20 protein-coding genes are annotated in these 19,355 nt (G+C 72.4%); 5 read left to right on the forward strand and 15 right to left on the reverse strand.

Annotated elements, in window-relative coordinates; translation table 11 throughout:
- The first annotated feature begins 170 nt into the window (after positions 1-170).
- Complete coding sequence (locus ACR68M_RS07520; RefSeq protein WP_441249649.1) at positions 171-680, forward strand: HNH endonuclease; 510 nt, start codon at positions 171-173, stop codon at positions 678-680.
- 25 nt (positions 681-705) lie between these two features.
- Here ACR68M_RS07520 and ACR68M_RS07525 read toward each other — a convergent pair whose 3' ends face one another.
- From ACR68M_RS07525 to ACR68M_RS07555, 7 genes are all read right to left on the reverse strand, one after another.
- Entirely contained in the window at positions 706-2,607 is a 1,902-nt protein-coding gene (locus ACR68M_RS07525) for an outer membrane protein assembly factor BamB family protein (protein ID WP_441249650.1), read from the reverse strand.
- 109 nt (positions 2,608-2,716) lie between these two features.
- A complete protein-coding gene (locus tag ACR68M_RS07530; RefSeq protein ID WP_441249651.1) occupies positions 2,717-3,016 on the reverse strand; it encodes a 4a-hydroxytetrahydrobiopterin dehydratase in 300 nt (99 codons plus the stop codon).
- 12 nt (positions 3,017-3,028) lie between these two features.
- Positions 3,029-3,208 (reverse strand): DUF1272 domain-containing protein, encoded by a 180-nt coding sequence (locus ACR68M_RS07535; protein WP_441249652.1) that lies wholly within the window; start codon positions 3,206-3,208, stop codon positions 3,029-3,031.
- Between the two features lie 17 nt (positions 3,209-3,225).
- On the reverse strand, positions 3,226-3,987 hold the full coding sequence (locus ACR68M_RS07540) for a sulfite exporter TauE/SafE family protein (protein ID WP_441249653.1): 762 nt from the start codon (positions 3,985-3,987) through the stop codon (positions 3,226-3,228).
- Positions 3,988-4,173: 186 nt separating this feature from the next.
- A complete protein-coding gene (locus ACR68M_RS07545) occupies positions 4,174-5,190 on the reverse strand; it encodes an SPFH domain-containing protein (RefSeq protein ID WP_441249654.1) in 1,017 nt (338 codons plus the stop codon).
- A gap of 50 nt (positions 5,191-5,240) precedes the next feature.
- Positions 5,241-5,663 carry an NfeD family protein gene (locus ACR68M_RS07550; protein WP_441249655.1) on the reverse strand — a complete coding sequence of 141 codons (423 nt, stop codon included), beginning with the start codon at positions 5,661-5,663 and terminating at the stop codon, positions 5,241-5,243.
- Positions 5,664-5,772: 109 nt separating this feature from the next.
- Positions 5,773-6,564, reverse strand: a complete 792-nt coding sequence (locus ACR68M_RS07555; RefSeq protein ID WP_441249656.1) for an ABC transporter ATP-binding protein — start codon at positions 6,562-6,564, stop codon at positions 5,773-5,775.
- A 202-nt stretch (positions 6,565-6,766) separates the two neighbouring features.
- Here ACR68M_RS07555 and ACR68M_RS07560 point away from each other — a divergent pair, with 202 nt between their 5' ends.
- Complete coding sequence (locus tag ACR68M_RS07560; protein ID WP_441249657.1) at positions 6,767-7,567, forward strand: hypothetical protein; 801 nt, start codon at positions 6,767-6,769, stop codon at positions 7,565-7,567.
- Positions 7,568-7,588: 21 nt separating this feature from the next.
- Here the strand turns inward: ACR68M_RS07560 and ACR68M_RS07565 are convergent, their stop codons facing one another.
- From ACR68M_RS07565 to ACR68M_RS07575, 3 genes are all read right to left on the reverse strand, one after another.
- Positions 7,589-8,236: a response regulator gene (locus ACR68M_RS07565; RefSeq protein WP_441249658.1), complete on the reverse strand. Its 648-nt coding sequence runs from the start codon at positions 8,234-8,236 to the stop codon at positions 7,589-7,591.
- Entirely contained in the window at positions 8,229-9,374 is a 1,146-nt protein-coding gene (locus tag ACR68M_RS07570; RefSeq protein ID WP_441249659.1) for a GAF domain-containing sensor histidine kinase, read from the reverse strand. The genes ACR68M_RS07565 and ACR68M_RS07570 overlap by 8 nt, the downstream gene beginning before the upstream one ends.
- Before the next feature lie 121 nt (positions 9,375-9,495).
- Entirely contained in the window at positions 9,496-11,910 is a 2,415-nt protein-coding gene (locus ACR68M_RS07575; RefSeq protein WP_441249660.1) for an FHA domain-containing protein, read from the reverse strand.
- A gap of 202 nt (positions 11,911-12,112) precedes the next feature.
- Here ACR68M_RS07575 and serB point away from each other — a divergent pair, with 202 nt between their 5' ends.
- Positions 12,113-13,369, forward strand: coding sequence for a phosphoserine phosphatase SerB (serB, locus tag ACR68M_RS07580; protein WP_441249661.1), 1,257 nt, complete (start codon positions 12,113-12,115; stop codon positions 13,367-13,369).
- An 18-nt stretch (positions 13,370-13,387) separates the two neighbouring features.
- On the opposite strand, the gene ACR68M_RS07585 is transcribed toward serB, so the two are convergent.
- The 3 genes from ACR68M_RS07585 to ACR68M_RS07595 form a co-directional block, all read right to left on the reverse strand.
- On the reverse strand, positions 13,388-13,915 hold the full coding sequence (locus ACR68M_RS07585; RefSeq protein ID WP_441249662.1) for a SixA phosphatase family protein: 528 nt from the start codon (positions 13,913-13,915) through the stop codon (positions 13,388-13,390).
- A gap of 71 nt (positions 13,916-13,986) precedes the next feature.
- Complete coding sequence (locus ACR68M_RS07590) at positions 13,987-14,109, reverse strand: SGM_5486 family transporter-associated protein (protein WP_441249663.1); 123 nt, start codon at positions 14,107-14,109, stop codon at positions 13,987-13,989.
- Between the two features lie 45 nt (positions 14,110-14,154).
- Positions 14,155-15,498, reverse strand: a complete 1,344-nt coding sequence (locus ACR68M_RS07595; RefSeq protein WP_441249664.1) for an MFS transporter — start codon at positions 15,496-15,498, stop codon at positions 14,155-14,157.
- Positions 15,499-15,577: 79 nt separating this feature from the next.
- On the opposite strand from ACR68M_RS07595, the gene ACR68M_RS07600 reads away from it, so the two are divergent.
- Positions 15,578-16,252 (forward strand): FadR/GntR family transcriptional regulator, encoded by a 675-nt coding sequence (locus tag ACR68M_RS07600; protein ID WP_441249665.1) that lies wholly within the window; start codon positions 15,578-15,580, stop codon positions 16,250-16,252.
- Between the two features lie 138 nt (positions 16,253-16,390).
- On the opposite strand, the gene fabI is transcribed toward ACR68M_RS07600, so the two are convergent.
- Both fabI and fabG read right to left on the reverse strand, forming a co-directional pair.
- On the reverse strand, positions 16,391-17,158 hold the full coding sequence (gene fabI, locus ACR68M_RS07605) for an enoyl-ACP reductase FabI (protein ID WP_441249666.1): 768 nt from the start codon (positions 17,156-17,158) through the stop codon (positions 16,391-16,393).
- Positions 17,159-17,160: 2 nt separating this feature from the next.
- On the reverse strand, positions 17,161-17,880 hold the full coding sequence (gene fabG / locus ACR68M_RS07610) for a 3-oxoacyl-[acyl-carrier-protein] reductase (RefSeq protein WP_441249667.1): 720 nt from the start codon (positions 17,878-17,880) through the stop codon (positions 17,161-17,163).
- Between the two features lie 338 nt (positions 17,881-18,218).
- On the opposite strand from fabG, the gene ACR68M_RS07615 reads away from it, so the two are divergent.
- Positions 18,219-19,352 (forward strand): MBL fold metallo-hydrolase, encoded by a 1,134-nt coding sequence (locus ACR68M_RS07615; protein WP_441249668.1) that lies wholly within the window; start codon positions 18,219-18,221, stop codon positions 19,350-19,352.
- Positions 19,353-19,355 lie beyond the last annotated feature (3 nt).

The following is a 19,355-nucleotide window of genomic DNA, read 5'->3' on the forward strand; positions in this document are numbered from 1 at the left end:
AGTTTTCCGGTGGGCCGTCGGCGCTCCGGGAGGTCCCGGGGGGCGGGCGAAATTCCGTTGTTCCCGGGGGTGGTGGCGGTTCACAGTGGGTCGACGACCGCCGTCCGGGCGGGCGGGGTGGATCGAGGACGGCTGGGCCGTCGGGCACAGCCGCCGGGGAGGTGGCCGGGATGCGCAACACGCTGGTACTGAACGCGAGCTACGAGCCGCTGACGACGGTGTCGCTCCAGCGGGCCGTGGTGCTCGTACTGCAGGACAAGGCCGTGGTCGAGCACGCGCACCCGATCCGGGTGGTGCGTGGCACGGGGGTGGCCGTACCGGTGCCTCGGGTGATCAGACTGACCCGGTACGTGCGGGTGCCGTTCCGACAACGGGCGCCGTGGTCGCGGCGTGGGGTGCTCGTCCGGGACCAGCACCTGTGCGCGTACTGCGGGCGGCGGGCCACCACCGTCGATCACCTTCAGCCGAAGTCGCGCGGCGGGGCGGACAGTTGGCTGAACACCGTGGCCGCGTGCGCCGAGGACAACCAGCGCAAGGCGGACCGGACTCCGGAGCAGGCCGGGATGCGGCTGCTCCGGCAGCCGTTCGAGCCGACTCCCGAGGCGACGTTGATGCTGGCGCTCGGGCTGCGCGGCGGCGAGGTCCGGGAGCTCGCCGCCTGGCTGCCTGCGGCGGCCTGACCGGCGGGTACGGGCCCGGAGTGTCCTAGCTCTTGGACTGGAAGGCGGTGGCGATGCCGAAGTTGGCCGAGTGATCGGGGACGACGACGAACTTGCCGCCGCCTGCCAGTACCCGGCCGGAGGTGAGCAGCGAGCCGGTGCCCTGGGGGTAGGCGCCGCCTGCCGTCTCCTGGCCGCCGGTGAGCGGGAAGCGGCTGAGGTGGGCGGGCTGGTCGAGGCGTTCGTCGACGGCCAGCAGGAGCGCGCCGTTGTCGAAGCCGACGGCGCGGGCCTTCCCCTTCTCAGTGGGCTGCGTCTTCCAGAGCGGCTTTCCGGTGGCCAGGTCGTACGCGGTGACCGACGTCGCGCTGCCGTCCGTCGGGGTGAGCGTGGTGACCATCGACTGGCCTTGGAAATACGCGTTCGGGACGGCGTCGAAGCTGCCCCGGGAGACGTCGAGGCGGCCGGCCGGGGTGGAGAGCGGGATCTCGGCGGCCGGGTCTCCGGCAGCGCCCCAGGCGAACACCTTGTCGTCGGTGGGCTTGTCGCCGGTGGTGAGGACGGCGGCGGGCTCGGCCGAGAGCACCGTGACGGTCTTCGGCTGGTTGTTGAGCCCGCGCCACCACTTGACCTTGCCGTCGCCGGCGTTCAGCGCGACGGCCTGGTCGACGGGGGCGCTGTCGGCGCAGCTGCTGTGCAGCAGGACGGTGGCGCCGCTCGCGCTGCCGGAGAGGGTGCAGTACTTGCCCTGGCCGGCGTACTGCCAGGAGTCCTTGCCGTCGGCGGCGGCCCAGGCCGAGACCTTGTCGTCGCCGACCGCGATCACCGAGGTGTCGGTGACGGAGACGTGCGCGGCGTAGTTCTCCTTGGCGTCGGAGAGCGTCTTCGTCCAGCTGGTCTTGCCGGTCTTGGTGTCGACGGCGGCCAGCAGGTTGCACGGGCTCTTGGGGTCGGCCTGGGGCCGGAACAGGGCTGCGCCGAGCCCGGCGGAGCTGACGGTGGGTGAGAGACCGCAGGCGACCGCGCCGGGGGCGGGGGGCGCGACCGTCCAAGTGGGCTTGCCGTCGGCCAGGGCGTAGGCGTGCACGCCGGTGGTGTCGGCGCGGACCACGGCCTCGGCGAGCAGCCAACTGCCGACCAGGCTGTCGTCGGCACCGGCCGGGGCAGCAGCGGCGGGCTGGGCGGTCCAGGCCTTGGCGTGGGCGACGGCGAAGCCGGGGGCGGCTGCGGTCGAGTCGCCGGGGGCGGGGCTGCTGCCGTCGTCGCTGGTGACCAGGACTCCGGCCGTGACGAGGACGGCGAGCGCGGCGGCGCCGGCTCCGGCGCGGATCGCGAGGGCGCGGCGGCTGGGGGCGTGGTCGGCGGAGATCACCGCGTCGGCGGCGGCCTTCGCACGCTCGACCAGGCCGGGACGGGCGGCGGGCTCACCGTCTGCCTCGGGGTCGGCCTCAGGGGCGACGGCAGCCTTGGGCACGGGGTCGGTCGCAGCGGCAAAAGGCGCGGGCGCGACGGGCGCGGAGGCGAAGGGATCCGCAGCGGGAGGCGTCTGACCGAACGGGTCGACGGCGGGCTCGCCGGAGCCGTACGGGGCGTAGTAGCCGTCGGCGCCGGGCGGGGTGTAGTAGCCGTCGGCGCCGGGCGGTGCGTAGAGCTGGTGCTGCTGCTCGGTCTCCGGGTACGCGGGGTAGTAGCCCTCGGGTGCGTAGCCCTGGTAGGCGTCGGGCTCGCGCTGCTCAGGGAAGCCGGGCTGGACGGGCTGGGCGGACTGCCACTGGCCCTGGCCCTGGTCGGGGGTGCCCCACTGCTGCTGGTCGGGGCCCGGGTAGGGCTGCTGCTGCCCGTCGGCCCACGGGTCGGCCCCCTGGCCCTGCTGCTGGGGGTACCAGGGCTGCTGGTAGTCGTACCCGACGGGCTCCTGCCCGGCGGTGCCGGAGTGCTCCTGAGCCATGCGTTCCGTCCGTCCAGACTGCTTGCTGCGGCTGCCAGCATCTCACGAGCGGCAGGGCGGCCCGGCCGGATCGGGACCGGCCGGGCACTGGTCGGACGCTGAGCGGGCGTCAGGAGACGGTGCTCAGGGCCTCGTCGATCCGGGCGGCGAGGGTGAGGTCGAGGCTGGTCAGGCCGCCTGCGCTGTGGGTGGAGAGGACGAACCGCAGCGTCCGCCAGCGGATGTCGATGTCCGGGTGGTGGTCGAGTTGCTCGGCGGTCACGGCGACGGCGTCGACCACCCGGATCGCGGTGGGGAAGCTCGCCGTCTCGGCGGTGCGGGTGAGGCTGTCGCCTTCCCGGGTCCACTCGGGGAGGGCGGTGAGGCCGGTGGCGATCTCGTCCTCGGTCAGGCGGGGTGGGCGGCTCATCGGGCGGTCTCCTCAGGCGCTGGCCCGGCGGGGTCGGGTCACGAGCTCGCCGCCGCAGTTGGGGCAGCCGTGCGCCATCGCGCTGGTGCACGCCGGGCAGAAGGTGCACTCGTACGAGCATATGAAGGCGGGGCCGTCGGCGGTCAGCGACACCTCGCACCGCTCGCAGATCTCGCGCATTTCCAGGGCCATGGGTACTCCTCAGCGGGTCAGGCGATGAGCATGCGGGTGACGGCGACCAGGCCGACGACCACGATGATGCCGCGCAGGGCGGGGGCCGGCAGGCGGCGGCCGACGCGGGAGCCGACCTGGCCGCCGATCACCGAACCGACGGCGATGAGCAGCACGGCCGTCCAGTCGACGGTGGAGACGAAGATGAAGAAGACGGCGGCGACGGCGTTGACGATCAGCGCGAGGACGTTCTTCGCCGCGTTGATCCGCAGCATCGTCTCCTGGAGCAGGATGCCCATCATGGCGATCATCAGCACGCCCTGGGCGGCGCCGAAGTAGCCGCCGTAGACGCCGGCCAGGAAGAGACCGGCGAGCAGCAGCGGCCCGGCCTGGGTGGGGCCCTCCGCGTCGCCGCGCCGGGCGGCCATCGCGCGGGCGACCCGGGGCTGGATCACCACCAGCACGAGGGCGAGCAGGATGAGCACGGGGACGATCGTGTCGAAGGCCTTGCTGGGCAGCTTGACCAGTAGGTACGCGCCGAGCAGCCCGCCGAGCAGCGAGGCGGTGCCCATCCTGAGCAGGCGGCGGCCCTGGCCGACGAGTTCGCGGCGGTAGCCGATGGCGCCGCTGACGGTGCCGGGGACGAGGCCGATGGTGTTGGAGACGTTGGCCGTGACGGAGGGCAGGCCGAAGGCGAGCAGCACGGGGAAGGTGATCAGGGTGCCGGAGCCGACGACCGCGTTGATGCTGCCCGCGCCGACGCCTGCGAGCAGGACGAGGAAGCCCTCCCAGAACGTCATGTGCTTTCCCCTCCCAGACTGCTGTCGCCAATGCCGATCATGCAGCAGCCCTGCGGGCGGTGGCTAGGGGGTTCCAGGATGCGGATGACCGAAAACCGACGGTGTCCGGACACGGCTCAGGGGCGCGGTTGCCCGCGCCCCTGACTGTGCCGCTCCTGACTGTGAGGCCCTGGCTGTGCGCCGGTGCTACTCCGGGTCGATCGTGGGGTACTGGCGGGTGGGCTCGACGCGCGGGCGGGCCGTGCCCTCGGTCGGCGGGGTGAGCGGCTTGTCGACCGTGACCGGGGTGACTGCCGGGGCGGCGGGCGGGGCGCTGGGGGTGGGAGCGCCGCCGGTCAGGCCGGTGAAGGCGCCGCCGAGGCCCTTGAGGGCGTCGCCGACCTCGCTCGGGATGATCCAGAGCTTGTTGGAGTCGCCCTTGGCCAGCTCGGGCAGGGTCTGGAGGTACTGGTAGGCGAGCAGCTTCTGGTCGGCGTTGCCGTCGTGGATCGCCTCGAAGACCGTGCGGATCGCGGCTGCCTCACCGTCGGCGCGGAGCACCGCGGCCTGGGCCTCACCCTCGGCGGTGAGCACCGCCGCCTGCTTGTCACCCTCGGCACGCAGGATGGCGGCCTGCCGGGCGCCCTCGGCGGTGAGGATCGCGGCGCGCTTGTCACGGTCGGCGCGCATCTGCTTCTCCATCGAGTCCTGGATGGAGGTCGGCGGCTCGATCGCCTTGAGCTCGACGCGGTTGACGCGGATGCCCCACTTGCCCGTCGCCTCGTCCAGCACGCCGCGCAGACCGGCGTTGATGACCTCGCGGGAAGTCAGGGTCGACTCCAGGTCCATCGAGCCGATGATGTTGCGCAGCGTGGTGACGGTGAGCTGCTCGATCGCCTGGATGTAGCTGGCGACCTCGTACGTCGCGGCCCGTGCATCGGTCACCTGGTAGTAGATGACGGTGTCGATGTTGACCACCAGGTTGTCCTGGGTGATCACCGGTTGCGGCGGGAAGGGCACGACCTGCTCGCGCAGGTCGATGCGATTGCGCACGGTGTCGATGAACGGCACCACGATGTTCAGACCAGCGCTGAGGGTGCGGGTGTAACGGCCGAAGCGCTCCACGATCGCGGCGCTGGCCTGTGGGATCACCTGGATCGTCTTGATCAGTGCGATGAAGGCCACCACGACCAGGACGACCAGCACGATGAGGACGGGTTCCACGGACTTCTCCCCTAAACAGACCTATAGACCTGGACAGATGCTGGACGGACCTAGACGACCAGGGCGGTTGCGCCCTGGATTTCCACCACGTCGACCTGCTGCCCCGGCTCGTACACACTGCCGGGGTTCAGCGCGCGGGCCGACCAGATCTCGCCGTTCAGCTTGATCCGCCCGCCCTCGCCGTCGACCTGTTCCTGCACGACTGCGGTGGCGCCCTTGAGCGCCTCGATGCCCATCTTCACCGCCGGGCCCTGCCGCAGTTGCCGGTACGCGATCGGCCGGACGAACACCAGCAGCGCGACGGAGACGCCGACGAACACCAGGAACTGCGGCACCACGCCCACCCCGAGCCCGGCGGCGAGCGCCGCGGCACCGGCTCCGAGGGCGAACATGGCGAATTCCGGCATGGCCGTGAGCACCAGCGGTACGCCGAGCGCTATGGCGACCAGAAGCCACCAGATCCAGCTGTCCACAGATCCATCCTAGGGAGCAGGAGACTCTCGCGGCTGTAAGTTCCCGCAGGTGGACGGGCGGAAACCGGCCGTGCGTACGACTGCGGGGAGTTCAGGCGTTTCAGGCCGTTCAGCCGAGCGGCAGGCCCTGCGCCGACCAGCGGTCGCCGTGGCGCTCCAGGGTGAGCGGGAGGCCGAAGCAGAGCGAGAGGTTGCGGGCGGTCAGCTCCGTGTCGATCGGGCCCGCCGTGAGCACCTTGCCCTGGCGGATCATCAGGACGTGGGTGAAGCCGGGGGCGATCTCCTCGACGTGGTGGGTCACCATCGCCATCGCGGGGGCGTACGCGTCCTGGGCGAGCGCGCCGAGGCGGCGGACGAGGTCCTCGCGGCCGCCGAGGTCGAGACCGGCGGCCGGCTCGTCGAGCAGCAGCAGCTCGGGGTCGGTCATCAGCGCGCGGGCGATCAGGACGCGCTTGCGCTCGCCCTCGGAGAGGGTGCCGAACTTGCGGTCGGTGTAGCCGGCCATGCCGAGGCGGTCGAGCAGCGCGAGGGCGCGGCTCTCGTCCGTGCTCTCGTACTGCTCGCGCCAGGTCGCCGTCATGCCGTACGCGGCGGTGAGCACCGTCTGCAGCACGGTCTGGTCGGCGGGCAGCTTGTCGATCATCGAGGCACCGGCCAGGCCGATCCGCGAGCGAAGCTCGAAGACGTCCACCGAGCCGAGCTTCTCGCCGAGCACCACGGCCTGGCCGGTGCTCGGGAAGAGGTAGGTGGCGGCGACCTGGAGCAGCGTCGTCTTGCCCGCGCCGTTCGGGCCGAGGATCACCCAGCGCTCGCCCTCGGAGATCGACCAGGAGACCTGGTCGACAAGCGCGCGCCCCTCCCGGACCACGGTTACGTCCACCAGCTCCAGCACGTCGCTCATGCCTACGCCTTCCCCAATGCAGAATTCGGCCGTCCGAGGTGCAGCGCGCGGGTCCTCGGGGTGCGGTCCACTCGTGTCGACTAGTCGGTGCGGGCGGGCAGCCTACTCCCGCCGCCGGGTAAGGCCAGGGAGGGGTGCGCCGCTCGCAGCACAGGGCAAACCTACGCCACGCGGATGGGCGAGTTTTCCGTAGGCTGGCCGGATGCCTGCTTCTCCTGCTGCCGACCTCTTCGAAGAGCCCCGCTCGGGGCGGCTGACCGCCTGGGGCAACTCCCTGCTGCGCGGCTTCAGCCCGCCGGACAACGCCGCCCTCGCCGTCCAGGGCGAGGACGAGCCGCACCGCGTCACCGGCCTGCCCGGCGACGCCGACGGCGACCTGCACGGGCTCACCTGGGCACTCGGGCGGCTGCGCACCCTGGGCGTGACCGGCCTGCGGCTCGCCCTCCCCTCCCCCGGCCACCCGCTCGGCCTGACCGGGCCCGCCCTGTTCAACACCACCGCGATGGACGCCGGGGAGGCCGTGCTCACCGTCGGCCTGCCGCTCGGGCTCATCCCCGAGACGGAGGTCTACGGCCCGGCCGGAGACCAGGGCGTCCGGGTGCTCTGGCGCTGCTCGACCGTGACCGACGGCCCGTCGGCCGACGTGGCGTCACTGGACGAGGCCGAGTGGAGCCTTGCGGACGGGCTGCGCGAGGCCACCCTGCTGCTCGCCAAGCTGGACGTCGCCGGGGCCGGGCCCCAGGCCCTGCGGGCGCTGGACGCGTACCGCCGCCGGGGCCACAGCGAGCCGCTGGCACCGGGGTACTCCGGGCGTGCGGTGCGGGTGCTGGAGTCCGCACGGCAGATCTCGGCACTTCTTGGCATTGCCCTGGAAGGCCACGGCGCGGCGGTCAGCGCCGGCGAGATGGCCGCCCGGCGGGACGCCCTCACCCCCCTGCTGCGGACCGCCCGGCGGGCGCAGGTGGCGGCGTACAACTCGCTGGTCGACGAGCCGAGGCCCTGAGCGAGCTGCGGCCCTGAGCTGCTACGCCTCGCCGTTGCGGACGGCCCAGAGGGCGGCCTGGGTGCGGTCGGAGAGGTCGAGCTTCATCAGGATGTTGGAGACGTGGGTCTTCACCGTCTTCTCCGAGAGGTGCAGACTGCGGGCGATCTCGCGGTTGGAGCGGCCGTCGGCGATGTGGCCGAGGACTTCGCGCTCGCGCTCGGTGAGGGTGCCGCCGCGGCCCTGCGGGGCGCGGGGGGCGTCGTCGGCGAGCAGGGCCTCGGCCAGCTCGGGCTGCAGCAGGACGTGGCCGGCGTGGACGGAGCGGATCGCGCCGGCCAGGGCCTCCGGGTCGACGTCCTTGTAGACGTACCCGGCGGCGCCCGCCCGCAGGGCCGGGACCATCGTGCGGTGCTCGGTGAAGCTGGTGACGATCAGGATGCGGGCCCGGCTGCCCTGCTCCTTGAGGTGCTTGAGGGCCTCGATGCCGTCCATGCCGGGCATCTTCAGGTCCATCAGGACGACGTCGGGGAGCAGCTCCTGGGCCTTGGCGACGCCCTCGGCGCCGTCGGCGGCCTCGCCCACCACCTCGATGTCGTCCTGGACCTCGAGGAAGGTGCGCAGGCCCCGCCGGACGACCTGGTGGTCGTCCACCAGCAGGACGCGGATCGGTGACGCGGTGTCAGGCACCGGGGACCTCCAGTTCGACGACGGTCCCCTGGCCCGGGGACGATTCCAGCTGAAGCCTGCCACCGACGGCCGCCGCGCGGTCGCGCATCGAGACCAGGCCGAGGTGGCGCCCGGCGCGGCGGACGGACTCCGGGTCGAAGCCGCGGCCGTCGTCGGCGACGCGCAGCAGGGCGCCGCGGCCGCAGGCGCCGGTCAGGGTGACGTCGACCTGCTCGGCGCCGGAGTGGCGCAGCGCGTTGTGCAGGGCCTCCTGAGCGACCCGCAGGACGGCGGCCTCCTGGGCGGGCGGGAGGGTGCGGACGCCCTGGGTGGTGAAGCTGACCTGGGCGGAGTGCGCGCGGTCGAGCACCTGGACCTGGGAGGCGAGGGTGGCGACCAGGCCGTCCTCGTCCAGGGCGGCGGGGCGCAGCTCGATCACGACGGTGCGGAGTTCGTCGGCGGCCTCGGCGGCGAGGCGGGCGACCTCGGCGAGTTCGGCGCGGGCGCGGGCCGGGTCGCGGTCGACCAGGGTCGCGGCGGCCTTGGCGGTGAGGCGCAGCGAGAACAGCTTCTGCGAGACGGCGTCGTGCAGGTCGTGGGCGATCCTGGCCCGCTCGCCGGCCAGGGTGAGTTCGCGGCTGCGTTCGTAGAGCCGGGCGTTGCCGAGGGCGAGGGCGGCGTGCGATGCGAGGATGCGCAGCAGCTCCTCGTCGTGGGCGGTGAAGCCGCCGTCCTTGTTGGCCAGGAAGACGGCACCGAGGATCTCGGGGCCGTCGACGATGGGCATCCCGAGGAAGTCCTTCATGTCGGGGTGCGCCTCGGGCCAGCCCTCGAAGGCGGGGGCCTGGCGGACGTCGGCCAGCCGGGTGGGGGTGAGTTCGTGCAGCATCGTGGCGAGGACGCCGTGCTGGCGGGGCAGCGGGCCGATCGCCTTCCACTGCTCGTCGGTGACGCCGTCGACGACGAACTGGGCGAAGCCGCCGTGGTCGTCGGGCACCCCGAGAGCGGCGTACTCGGCACCGAGCAGCGTCCGGGCGGAGGCGGTGATCCGGCGGAGCACCTCGCGGACTTCGAGATGGCGGCTCATGTCGAGGACGGCGGCGCTGACGGCCTCGATGCTGCTCAGGCTCTGGTCACGGGGCTGCTGTTCGCTCGGCATGGCCTCACGCTACCGCTGCACCCACCGCCGGAACGTCGGCCTCCGGCCCGGACGGGCCCAGGCCCATGGACCTAGGACCACGCAGCCTCACGCAACTGGCCAGCCCACGAGCCGGCGGCGGTCAGCCGCGCTGCATGACTTCGGGCTCGTGGCGGCGCTGGAGGCGTTGGACGAGGAAGGCGAGGGCGGTGGAGAGGGCGACGAGGGCGAGCCAGTTGACGGTCAGGTGGACGACGGAGTGCTCCCAGAGGGCGTCGAGTTGGCGGCCGTGGCTGTCGACCGGGGAGAGGTGGGCGAGGTCGAGGGTGTTGCCGCTGGCGGCGACGCCCCAGCGGGCGGGCATCAGCCAGGCGAGCTGTTCGAGGCCGGGCTTGTGGAAGAGCTGGAAGATCGCGCCGGTGAAGACCATCTGGACGATGGCGAACATGACCAGCAGCGGCATGGTCTTCTCGGCGGTCTTCACCAGCGCGGAGATGACCAGGCCGACCATCATCGAGGTGAAGCTGAGCAGCACGACGCCGACGGCCATCTCGACCCCCGGCGCCCCCGTGATCAGCAGCCCGTGCGCGGGGAGGGTCCGGAGGCCGAAGCCGATCGCCGAGATCACCGCGCCCTGGAGCAGGCTGACGCCGCCGAGCACGATGATCTTCGACATCAGGTACGCGGACCGGGAGAGCCCGGTGGCGCGTTCCCGTTCGTAGATGGCCCGTTCCTTGATCAGCTCGCGGACGGAGTTGGCGGAGCCGGAGAGGCAGGCCCCGAAGGCCAGCACCAGCAGGATCATCCGGGCGATGTCGTTGCGGCCGCTGTCCTCGCAGGCGGCGAGCCCGCAGTCGTCGGGGATGACCGCGCTGACGACGCCGAGCACGAGCGGCAGCAGCAGCGAGAGCGCGATGAACCCCCGGTCGGAGGCGATCACCGACAGGTAGCGGCGGATCAGCGTCCACAGCTGGGAGCCCCAGCTCTGCGGCTTCGGGCGGCTGCTCTGCTCGCGGGCGATGGCGGGCGACTGCGCGGCGACGGAGTCGACGTCCGCCGAGTACTGCTGGTAGTGCACCGAGCCCCGGTAGCGCCCGGCCCAGTCGTGGTCGGGGAAGTTCTCGAAGGCCTGGAAGACGTCGGCCCAGCTCTCGTAGCCGAAGAAGTGCAGGGCCTCCGCCGGCGGCCCGAAGTACGCCACCGAGCCGCCCGGCGCCATCACCAGCAGGCGGTCGCAGAGGGCGAGTTCGGCGACGGAGTGGGTGACGACGAGGACGGTGCGGCCGTCGTCGGCGAGGCCGCGCAGGGTCTGCATGACCTCGCGGTCCATGCCCGGGTCGAGGCCGGAGGTGGGCTCGTCCAGGAAGATCAGCGAGGGCTTGGTCAGCAGCTCCAGGGCGACCGAGACGCGCTTCTGCTGGCCGCCGGAGAGCGCGGTGATCCGGTTGTCGGCGCGCCGGTCCAGCCGCAGCTCGCGCAGCACCTCGTCGATCCGGCGCTCGCGCTCGGCGGGCTCCGTGTCGCCGGGGAAGCGCAGCCGGGCCGCGTACTTGAGGCCGCTGCGGACGGTCAGCTCCTTGTGCAGGATCTCCGACTGCGGGACGAGCCCGATCCGGGAGCGCAGCTCGGCGAACTGCTTGTAGAGGTTGCGGCCGTCGTAGAGGACGTCGCCGCGGTCGGCCGGGCGGTAGCCGGTGAGGGCGCGCAGCAGGGTGGACTTGCCGGAGCCGGACGGGCCGATCACCGCGACCAGGGACTTCTCGGGGACGGTGAAGCTGACGTCGTTCAGCAGCACCTTCTTCCCGCCCTTGTGCTCGACCTCGACGGTGAGGTGGCGGGCCGAGAAGGTGACGGCGCCGGTGTCGACGAACTCCTGGAGCTGGTCGCCGACCAGCTGGAAGGTCGAGTGGCCGATGGTCAGCCGGTCGAGCTGGCCGACCAGCTGACGCTGCACCGGCTGGCCGTTCAGGTAGACGCCGTTGTGGCTGCCGAGGTCGACGATCTCGTACCGGCCGTCGGTCAGGTGGCGCAGCTCGGCGTGGTGGCGGGAGACCTGGAGGTCGGAGACGACGATGTCGTTGTCGAGGGCGCGGCCGATCCGCAGCACCCGCATCGCGGGCGTGAGGTTGCGGATCATCGTGGGCGCCGGGCGGCTCGGGACGGCGGCCGCCGGGCGGGGGGCGGGGATGCCGGGGCCCAGCCGGGTGGCCGCGTCGAACCAGTCCTCGGTCACCGCCGCGGCCACGACGGCGGCCGAGACCACCACGGGGGCGGAGAAGGCGAGCCGGGGCCCGTTCTGCGCGTTGCCGAGGTGCAGCACCGTGCCGGGCTTGATGACGGCCTGCCGGGTGCGGCTCTTCCCGTCGTACGTGCCGTTGGTGCTGCCGTGGTCCTCCAGCTGCCAGCGGTTGCCCGTGCAGCTGATGGTGGCGTGCCGCCAGGAGACCCGGGCGTCCTCGAACCGGAAGTCCGAGCCGGGGTCACGCCCGAGGGTGTAGGAGCGCTCCGGATCGAGTGTCCGCTGCTGCCCGTTGATGTCCACTACCAGTTGCGGCACTGTCCGCCCGCCCGCTCTCCGGTCCCCCGGCTGATCCGCTCTCCGACAGTGGGGCATCATTCCAGCCGGGCGCCGGTGGGTGAAAGTCGGCCCGCCGGGTTGTGACCGAGCTGGTAGGCGGCGTGGTGGACGCGTCCAGGGGGCGGACGGGTGCTCGGCCCGGGGCCGACCGCCCGGTAGCGTGGGTGACACCATGAACGCTATGTCTGCGGCCGCTGAGCCCGCCCCCGCCGACCAGCCCCGGAGCTTTGACGACGAGCGCACGCTGCTGGTCAAGGTGTTCGGCAAGGACCGTCCCGGTATCACCACCGGCCTGTTCGCCACCCTCGGCGAGTTCGGGGTCGAGGTGATCGACATCGAGCAGCTCGTCACCCGTGGCCGGATAACGCTCTGCGCACTCGTCACTCCCCCGGCCGGCGGCTCGGCCGACGCGGAGGGCGCGCTGCGGGTCACAGTGCACCGCTGGGCCGAGGAGCAGCGCCTCCAGGCCGAGATCATCTCCGGTACGGGCGACAACCGCCCGCGCCGCGAGGGCCGTTCGCACGTCACTGTGCTCGGCCACCCGCTGACGGCCACTGCCGTCTCGGCGCTGACCGCCCGGATCACCGAGGCGGGCGGCAACATCGACCGCGTGTTCCGGCTGGCCAAGTACCCGGTGGTCGCCGTCGAGCTGGCCGTGTCGGGTGTCGCGACCGAGCGGCTGCGCACCGAGCTGGTCGCCGAGGCGACCGCGCAGCGGGTCGACATCGCGGTGGTCGAGGCCGGTCTGCACCGCCGGGCCAAGCGCCTGGTCGTGATGGACGTCGACTCGACGCTGATCCAGGACGAGGTGATCGAGCTCTTCGCGGCCCATGCGGGCTGCGAGCAGAAGGTCGCCGAGGTGACGGCCGCCGCGATGCGGGGCGAGCTGGACTTCGCCGAGTCGCTGCGGGCCCGCGTCGCCCTGCTGGCCGGGCTGGACGCCTCCGTGACTGAGAAGGTCCGCGCGGAGGTCCAGTACACGCCGGGGGCACGCACCCTGATCCGTACGCTCCAGCGGCTCGGCTACCAGGTGGCGATCGTCTCGGGCGGCTTCACCCAGGTCACCGACCACCTGGTCGAGCAGCTGGGGCTGGACTTCGCCGCCGCCAACACCCTGGAGGTGGTGGACGGCAGGTTCACCGGCCGGGTGACGGGCGAGATCGTCGACCGGGCGGGCAAGGCGCGGTGGCTGCGGCGCTTCGCCGAGCAGGCGAAGGTCCCGCTGGAGCAGACGGTCGCGATCGGCGACGGCGCCAACGACCTCGACATGCTCAACGCCGCCGGGCTCGGCGTCGCCTTCAACGCGAAGCCGGTCGTCCGCGAGGCCGCCGACACGGCGGTGAACGTGCCGTTCCTCGACACCGTGCTCTACCTGCTCGGCATCACCCGCGAGGAGGTGGAGGCCGCCGACGCGCTCGACGGCACTCCGACCGAGTAGGAAACGAGCCCCGAGGAGCTATTCGTTCGGGGTGTGGAAGGCGTCGAGCTGGGCCCTGCCCGGCTCGACGTCCGTCCAGGAGCCGGTGAAGCTGAGAATCGCGATCGCGGCGGTGGGGAAGCCGCCGAAGCCGAGCCGCTTGAGGGCGTCCGGGTCACCCGCGTCGCCGGCCAGGACCTGGGTCAGGCCGAGCACGCCCGGGTTGTGGCCGACCAGCAGGAGGTCGGTGTACTCCGCCGGTGTCTCCTGGAGCACCGCGATGATCTCGCCGGGGCTGGCCTCGTAGACCCGCTCCTCGTAGACCGTCTTGTGCGGCCGCTCGGGCAGCTCGTGGACGGCCAGCTTCCAGGTCTCCCTGGTCCGCAGCGCGGTGGAGCAGAGCACGTAGTCGGGGTGGGCGCCGGAGTCGGCGAGCCACTGGCCCGCCTCCGGCGCCTGCTGCCGCCCACGGTCGGCCAACGGGCGCTCGTGGTCGGCGACCCCGTCGGGCCAGTCGGCCTTGGCGTGGCGGAGAACAATGATCCTTCGGGCAGTGTCGGCGCTCATACTCCCAGAGCTTTGCAGAAAAGCGGCCCGGAGGCGCGACGCCGGGGGTGTCACCACCCGCAGGAGTGGAGCTAGCCCATCGTCCCCGCGACGGAGGCGACGACGGCGACGACCACGACGACGATCCCGAAGAGGCCGAGCAGCTGGAGCAGCTTCTTCTGGCCGCCCTGGGGGTTTGGTTCGAGTACTGGCATGACGCCGAGTCTCCCACCCCAGGACGGCCGCCGGGGAGCCGGGGGTTATGCCTTGACCAGTTCTTGGGCCGGGGCCGGCCGGGCCTCGTCCTCGATGTGGCGGGCGCGGGCCGCGCGGACGCCGAAGGCGATCTGCGGGAGCAGCAGGAGGGCCAGAAAGCCGAGCGGGAGGTACCAGGCGCCGGTTGACTGGTAGAGGGTGCCGATCAGGATCGGGCCGGGGATGGAGATCAGGTAGCCGAGGCCCTGGGCGAAGGCGGAGAGCTGGGCGACGCCGCCGGGGGTGCGGGCGCGCAGGCCGATCATCGTGAGGGCCAGCGGGAAGGCGCACATCGACAGGCCGACCAGGGTGGCCCAGAGCCAGGGTGCGGCGGCGGCGCCGAAGGCCAGGCCGGTGTACCCGGCGATGCCGCACAGGGCCAGGACGACGACGAAGATCCGCTGGTCGCCGCGGCGGGCGGCGAGGTTCGGCAGGATGAACGAGGCGGGGACGCCGATCGCCATCACGTACGCCAGCAGGACGCCGGAGGTGCCGGCCGAGACGCCCGAGTCCTGGTAGATCTGCGGGAGCCAGCCCATCGTGCCGTACGCGCTGGTGGCCTGGAGGCCGAGGAAGGCGGCGAGGGCCCAGGCGGTGCGGCTGCGCAGGATGGGGAGCTTGGCGGTGGCCTGGGCGCCGGGGGCGGTGGGGCGTTCGCGCCGCAGCAGGGCGGTGACCAGCCAGAGCACCAGGGCGGCGGCGGCGAGCAGGCCCCAGACGCCGAGGCCGACCCGCCAGCTGCCACCGAGGGAGCTGGTGAGCGGCACTGTGACGGCGGCCGCGACGGCGGTGCCGGCCGAGAGGGCCATCGAGTAGAGGCCGATCATCGGGCCGACCTGGTCGGGGAAGTACCGCTTGATGACGACCGGGATGAGCACGTTGGAGACCGCGACACCGGCCAGCGCCAGCGCCGTGAGCAGCAGGAAGACCGCCGTGCCACCGGCGAAGGAACGGGCGACGACGCCGACGGCGATGGCGCCCATGCCGGCGGTGACCACCAGGACGGGCCCGACCCGGCGGGCCAGGGCCGGGGCGGTGAGGCCGAAGACCGCGAAGCAGAGCGAGGGCACGGCGGTGAGCAGCCCGGCGACGGTCGCGTTCATGCCGAGCCCGGCCCGGACCTGGTCGAGCAGCGGCCCGAGGCTGGTGACGACCGGGCGCAGGTTGAGCGCGGCGAAGGCGATCGCGAAGGCGAGCAGCCAGCCGAGGTGCTTGGCCCGGCGGGTGCGGGCGGCCTCGGTCGTGCGGGCGGCCTCGGTCGTGCGGGCGGCCTCGGTCGTGCGGTCGGCGGGTGCAGGGGTGACTGCTGTGCTGGTCTCTGGTGCGTTGATCTCTGCTGCGGTCGGCATAGCGGCCATCATAGAATGATGGGATGAATTAATGCACCCCGCTATCCTGAACACCTTCGACCTTCCAGGAGAGGGAGCCATGGCGCTGTCGACCACCCGTCGCACCCCGCTGTCCGATCAGGTGATCGCCCAGCTGCGGGCTCAGATCACCTCGGGCGAGTGGCCGGTCGGCTCGCGCATCCCCACCGAGTCCGCGCTGGTCGAGCAGCTGGGGGTGGCCCGGAACACCGTCCGGGAGGCCGTCCGGGCGCTCGCCCACAACGGGCTGCTGGACATCCGGCAGGGCTCGGGGACGTACGTGCTGGCGACCAGCGAGCTGGCCGGGGTGATGCACCGCCGGTTCGCCGACGCCGACCAGGAGCAGGTCGCCGAGCTGCGGGCGATGCTGGAGACGTCGGCCGCCGGGCTGGCGGCGGCCCGCCGGACGGACCGTGACCTGGAGCTGCTGGAGACGGCGCTGGCGCGGCGCGAGGCGGCCTGGCACTCGGGCGATCCGGAGGCGTTCGTCCAGGCCGACGCGGCGTTCCACCAGTCGGTGGTGGCCGCCGCCCACAACGACGTGATCTCGGCCGTCTACGCGGACCTGGGCGAGGTGCTCCGGGCCCACCTGCGGCACGACGTCGGCACCGAGCTGACCCCCGAGCGCTACCTCGGCCACGGCGGCATCCTGGACGCGATCCGGGCCCGGGACACGGCGAGCGCCTCCTACGAGGCCGGCAAGTCGATCGGCGCCTGCGGGCCCCGGGACAACTGACTGCACCAGCCAGGCAAGCAAGAGGGGCGCGGGGAACTGCGCGAAGCAGAAGGCGCGGCGCTGTTGCCTTCCGATTTCGCGCAGTTCCCCGCGCCCCTGGTGGTGCATGGTGCCCTAGCGGCACCGGCGGAGCCTGCGTCAGGCGCCGATCGCGTGCAGGCCGCCGTCGACGTGGACGATCTCGCCGGTCGTCTTCGGGAACCAGTCCGAGAGCAGGGCCACGACGCCACGGGCGGCGGGCTCCGGGTCGGAGACGTCCCACTTCAGCGGGGAGCGCTGGTTCCAGGCGTCGGCCAGCATGTCGAAGCCCGGGATGGACTTCGCGGCCATCGAGCCGATCGGGCCCGCCGAGACGAGGTTGCAGCGGATGTTGCGCTCGCCGAGGTCACGCGCGAGGTAGCGCGAGGTGGCCTCCAGCGCGGCCTTGGCCGGGCCCATCCAGTCGTACTTCGGCCAGGCGAACTGCGCGTCGAAGGTCAGGCCGACCACCGAGCCGCCGTCCGGCATCAGCGGGAGCAGCGCCGTGGTGAGCGACTTCAGCGAGAACGCCGAGACCTGCATGGCCGTCGCGACGGACTCCCACGGGGTGTGCAGGAAGTTGCCGCCCAGGGCGTCCTGCGGCGCGAAGCCGATGGAGTGGACGACGCCGTCCAGCGTCGGCAGGTGCTCGCGCACCTGGTCGGCGATGCCGGCCAGCTGCTCGTCGTTGGAGACGTCCAGCTCCAGCACCTTGACCGGGGCTGGGAGCTTCCTGGCGATCCGCTCGGTCAGGCTGGGCCGCGGGAAGGCGGTGAGGATGATCTCCGCCCCCTGCTCCTGCGCGAGCCGGGCGGTGTGGAAGGCGATCGACGACTCCAGGAGTACGCCGGTGACAAGAATGCGCTTGCCCTCGAGGATTCCGCTCATGCTCAGTGACCCATGCCCAATCCGCCGTCGACGGGAATGACGGCTCCGGTGATGTATGCGGCCGCGTCCGACGAGAGGAAGGTCACGGTGGACGCGATCTCGGCGGGGGCGGCGTACCGGCCGAGCGGCACGCTCGACACGATCTCCGCGCGGCGCTCGTCGCTGAGCACCGCGGTCATGTCGGTGTCCACGAAGCCGGGCGCGACCACGTTGACCGTGATGTTGCGGGAGCCGAGCTCGCGAGCCAGCGACCTGGCGAAACCTACCAGCCCGGCCTTGGAGGCAGCGTAGTTCGCCTGCCCGGCGGAACCCAGCAGACCCACCACGGAGGAGATCAGCACGATCCGACCCTTCCGGGCCCGGAGCATCTTGGCGGACGCCCGCTTGACCACCCGGAACGCACCCGTGAGGTTGGTGTCGAGCACCGAGGCGAAGTCGTCCTCGGACATCCGCAGCAGCAGCATGTCCTTGGTGATACCGGCGTTGGCGACGAGCACCTCGACCGGGCCGTGCGCGGCCTCGATCTCGGTGAAGGCGGCGTCGACCTGCGCGGTGTCGTTGATGTCGGCGCGGACGGCGATGACCTCGTACTTCGCCAGCTCGGCGGGGACCTCCCCCGAACGGCTGGTGATGGCGACCTTGTCGCCCGCCTCGGCGAAGGCCAGGGCGATCGCGAGGCCGATGCCCCGGTTACCTCCGGTGACGAGAACCGAGCGGCTCAACGATCCACCTCTCTCCTTGGTTGACGGCGGCCGTGGGGGGGTGAGCACGTCGAATGCCGACCTGGCCGCTTCTGTACGCGGCGCGCGCGTACGCAGTGTGACGCTATCGGTCCTGTCGATACGGCGGCTGGTCCAGCTCCGACAGGTCGCACCAGCGCGAACTGTCGTATCCCGACAATCGGTGCACCCACTGGCACGCTGGAGAAACGCACGGCGACGGACCGACCGGCCCGGGAACAACCGGCCGCCGGAGCCCGTTGCCTTCAGGGCCCTCGATGCGCGACGGTGTCGCACAGGGCGATGACGCCCACCCCGTGACGACGAGAGCGAAGAGGCGGATGAGCGAGCAACGACCCGGCGGACGGCGTACACGTCTTGCCCTGGCAGCCCTGACCGCGGCGGCGGCCGCCGGTGCGGCATGGACGCTGCGCGACGTGCCCGCCGCCTTCGGCCGACGCCCCGACGGGCGTTCGGCCCGGATCCGCAACTCCCCGCAGTACCGCGACGGCGTCTTCCACAACGCCCCCTCCGAGCTGGCCCGGCCCGCCGAGCACCCCGAGATCGACCGCTCCACCGTCCGCCGGATGCTGTTCGACCGCGAGGGCCGCACCCCCACCGCCCCGGTGCCCGTCGTCCGCCCCGGGCCGCCCGCCGGGCCCGCCGAGGGCGTCGAGATCGTCTGGTACGGCCACGCCTCCGCGCTGGTCGAGATCGAGGGCAGCCGGGTGCTGCTCGACCCGATCTGGAGCGACCGCTGCTCGCCCTCGGCCCACGTCGGGCCCAAGCGGCTGCACCCGGTGCCCGTCGAGCTGGAGGAGCTGCCGCAGGTCGACGCCGTGCTGATCTCGCACGACCACTACGACCACCTCGACATGGCGACGGTCAAGCGGCTCACCACCTCGCAGTCCGCGCCGTTCGCGGTGCCGCTCGGCATCGGTGGCCACCTGCGGCGCTGGGGCGTCCCCGAGCACCGGATCATCGAGCTCGACTGGGACGAGACCTGCACCCTGGGGGAGCTGACCCTCACCCTGACCTCGGCACACCACTTCTCCGGCCGCTCCACCACCCGCAACACCACCCTCTGGGGCTCCTGGGTGATCGCCGGGCCGACCCGCAAGGTCTACTACACCGGCGACTCCGGCTACTTCGAGGGCTACGCCGCGATCGGCGAGAAGCACGGCCCGTTCGACGCGGCGCTGGTGCAGATCGGCGCGTACGACGCGGCCTGGGCCGACATCCACATGACGCCCGAGGACGCCGTCCGCGCCCACCTCGACTTGAAGGCCGGGCTGCTCGTGCCCGTCCACTGGTGCACCTTCAACCTCGGCCTGCACCCCTGGGCCGAGCCCGTCGAACGCCTCCTCGCCGAGGCCAAGGCCCAGGCCGTCCCCCTCGCCGTCCCCCGCCCCGGCGAACGCGTCGACATCGACAACCCCCCGGAGCCCGACGGCTGGTGGGAGGCTTCCGCCTGACGG

Source organism: Kitasatospora sp. McL0602 (genome assembly GCF_052076145.1).
Lineage (GTDB): Bacteria > Actinomycetota > Actinomycetes > Streptomycetales > Streptomycetaceae > Kitasatospora.

Bases quoted from the DNA above. Each gene is read 5' to 3' on its own strand.
- ACR68M_RS07520 (WP_441249649.1), top strand. From the start codon at position 171: ATGCGCAACACGCTGGTACTGAACGCGAGCTACGAGCCGCTGACGACG.
- ACR68M_RS07525 (WP_441249650.1), bottom strand. From the start codon at position 2,607: ATGGCTCAGGAGCACTCCGGCACCGCCGGGCAGGAGCCCGTCGGGTAC.
- ACR68M_RS07530 (WP_441249651.1), bottom strand. From the start codon at position 3,016: ATGAGCCGCCCACCCCGCCTGACCGAGGACGAGATCGCCACCGGCCTC.
- ACR68M_RS07535 (WP_441249652.1), bottom strand. From the start codon at position 3,208: ATGGCCCTGGAAATGCGCGAGATCTGCGAGCGGTGCGAGGTGTCGCTG.
- ACR68M_RS07540 (WP_441249653.1), bottom strand. From the start codon at position 3,987: ATGACGTTCTGGGAGGGCTTCCTCGTCCTGCTCGCAGGCGTCGGCGCG.
- ACR68M_RS07555 (WP_441249656.1), bottom strand. From the start codon at position 6,564: ATGAGCGACGTGCTGGAGCTGGTGGACGTAACCGTGGTCCGGGAGGGG.
- ACR68M_RS07560 (WP_441249657.1), top strand. From the start codon at position 6,767: ATGCCTGCTTCTCCTGCTGCCGACCTCTTCGAAGAGCCCCGCTCGGGG.
- ACR68M_RS07570 (WP_441249659.1), bottom strand. From the start codon at position 9,374: ATGCCGAGCGAACAGCAGCCCCGTGACCAGAGCCTGAGCAGCATCGAG.
- serB (WP_441249661.1), top strand. From the start codon at position 12,113: ATGTCTGCGGCCGCTGAGCCCGCCCCCGCCGACCAGCCCCGGAGCTTT.
- ACR68M_RS07585 (WP_441249662.1), bottom strand. From the start codon at position 13,915: ATGAGCGCCGACACTGCCCGAAGGATCATTGTTCTCCGCCACGCCAAG.
- ACR68M_RS07590 (WP_441249663.1), bottom strand. From the start codon at position 14,109: ATGCCAGTACTCGAACCAAACCCCCAGGGCGGCCAGAAGAAGCTGCTC.
- ACR68M_RS07595 (WP_441249664.1), bottom strand. From the start codon at position 15,498: ATGCCGACCGCAGCAGAGATCAACGCACCAGAGACCAGCACAGCAGTC.
- ACR68M_RS07600 (WP_441249665.1), top strand. From the start codon at position 15,578: ATGGCGCTGTCGACCACCCGTCGCACCCCGCTGTCCGATCAGGTGATC.
- fabI (WP_441249666.1), bottom strand. From the start codon at position 17,158: ATGAGCGGAATCCTCGAGGGCAAGCGCATTCTTGTCACCGGCGTACTC.
- ACR68M_RS07615 (WP_441249668.1), top strand. From the start codon at position 18,219: ATGAGCGAGCAACGACCCGGCGGACGGCGTACACGTCTTGCCCTGGCA.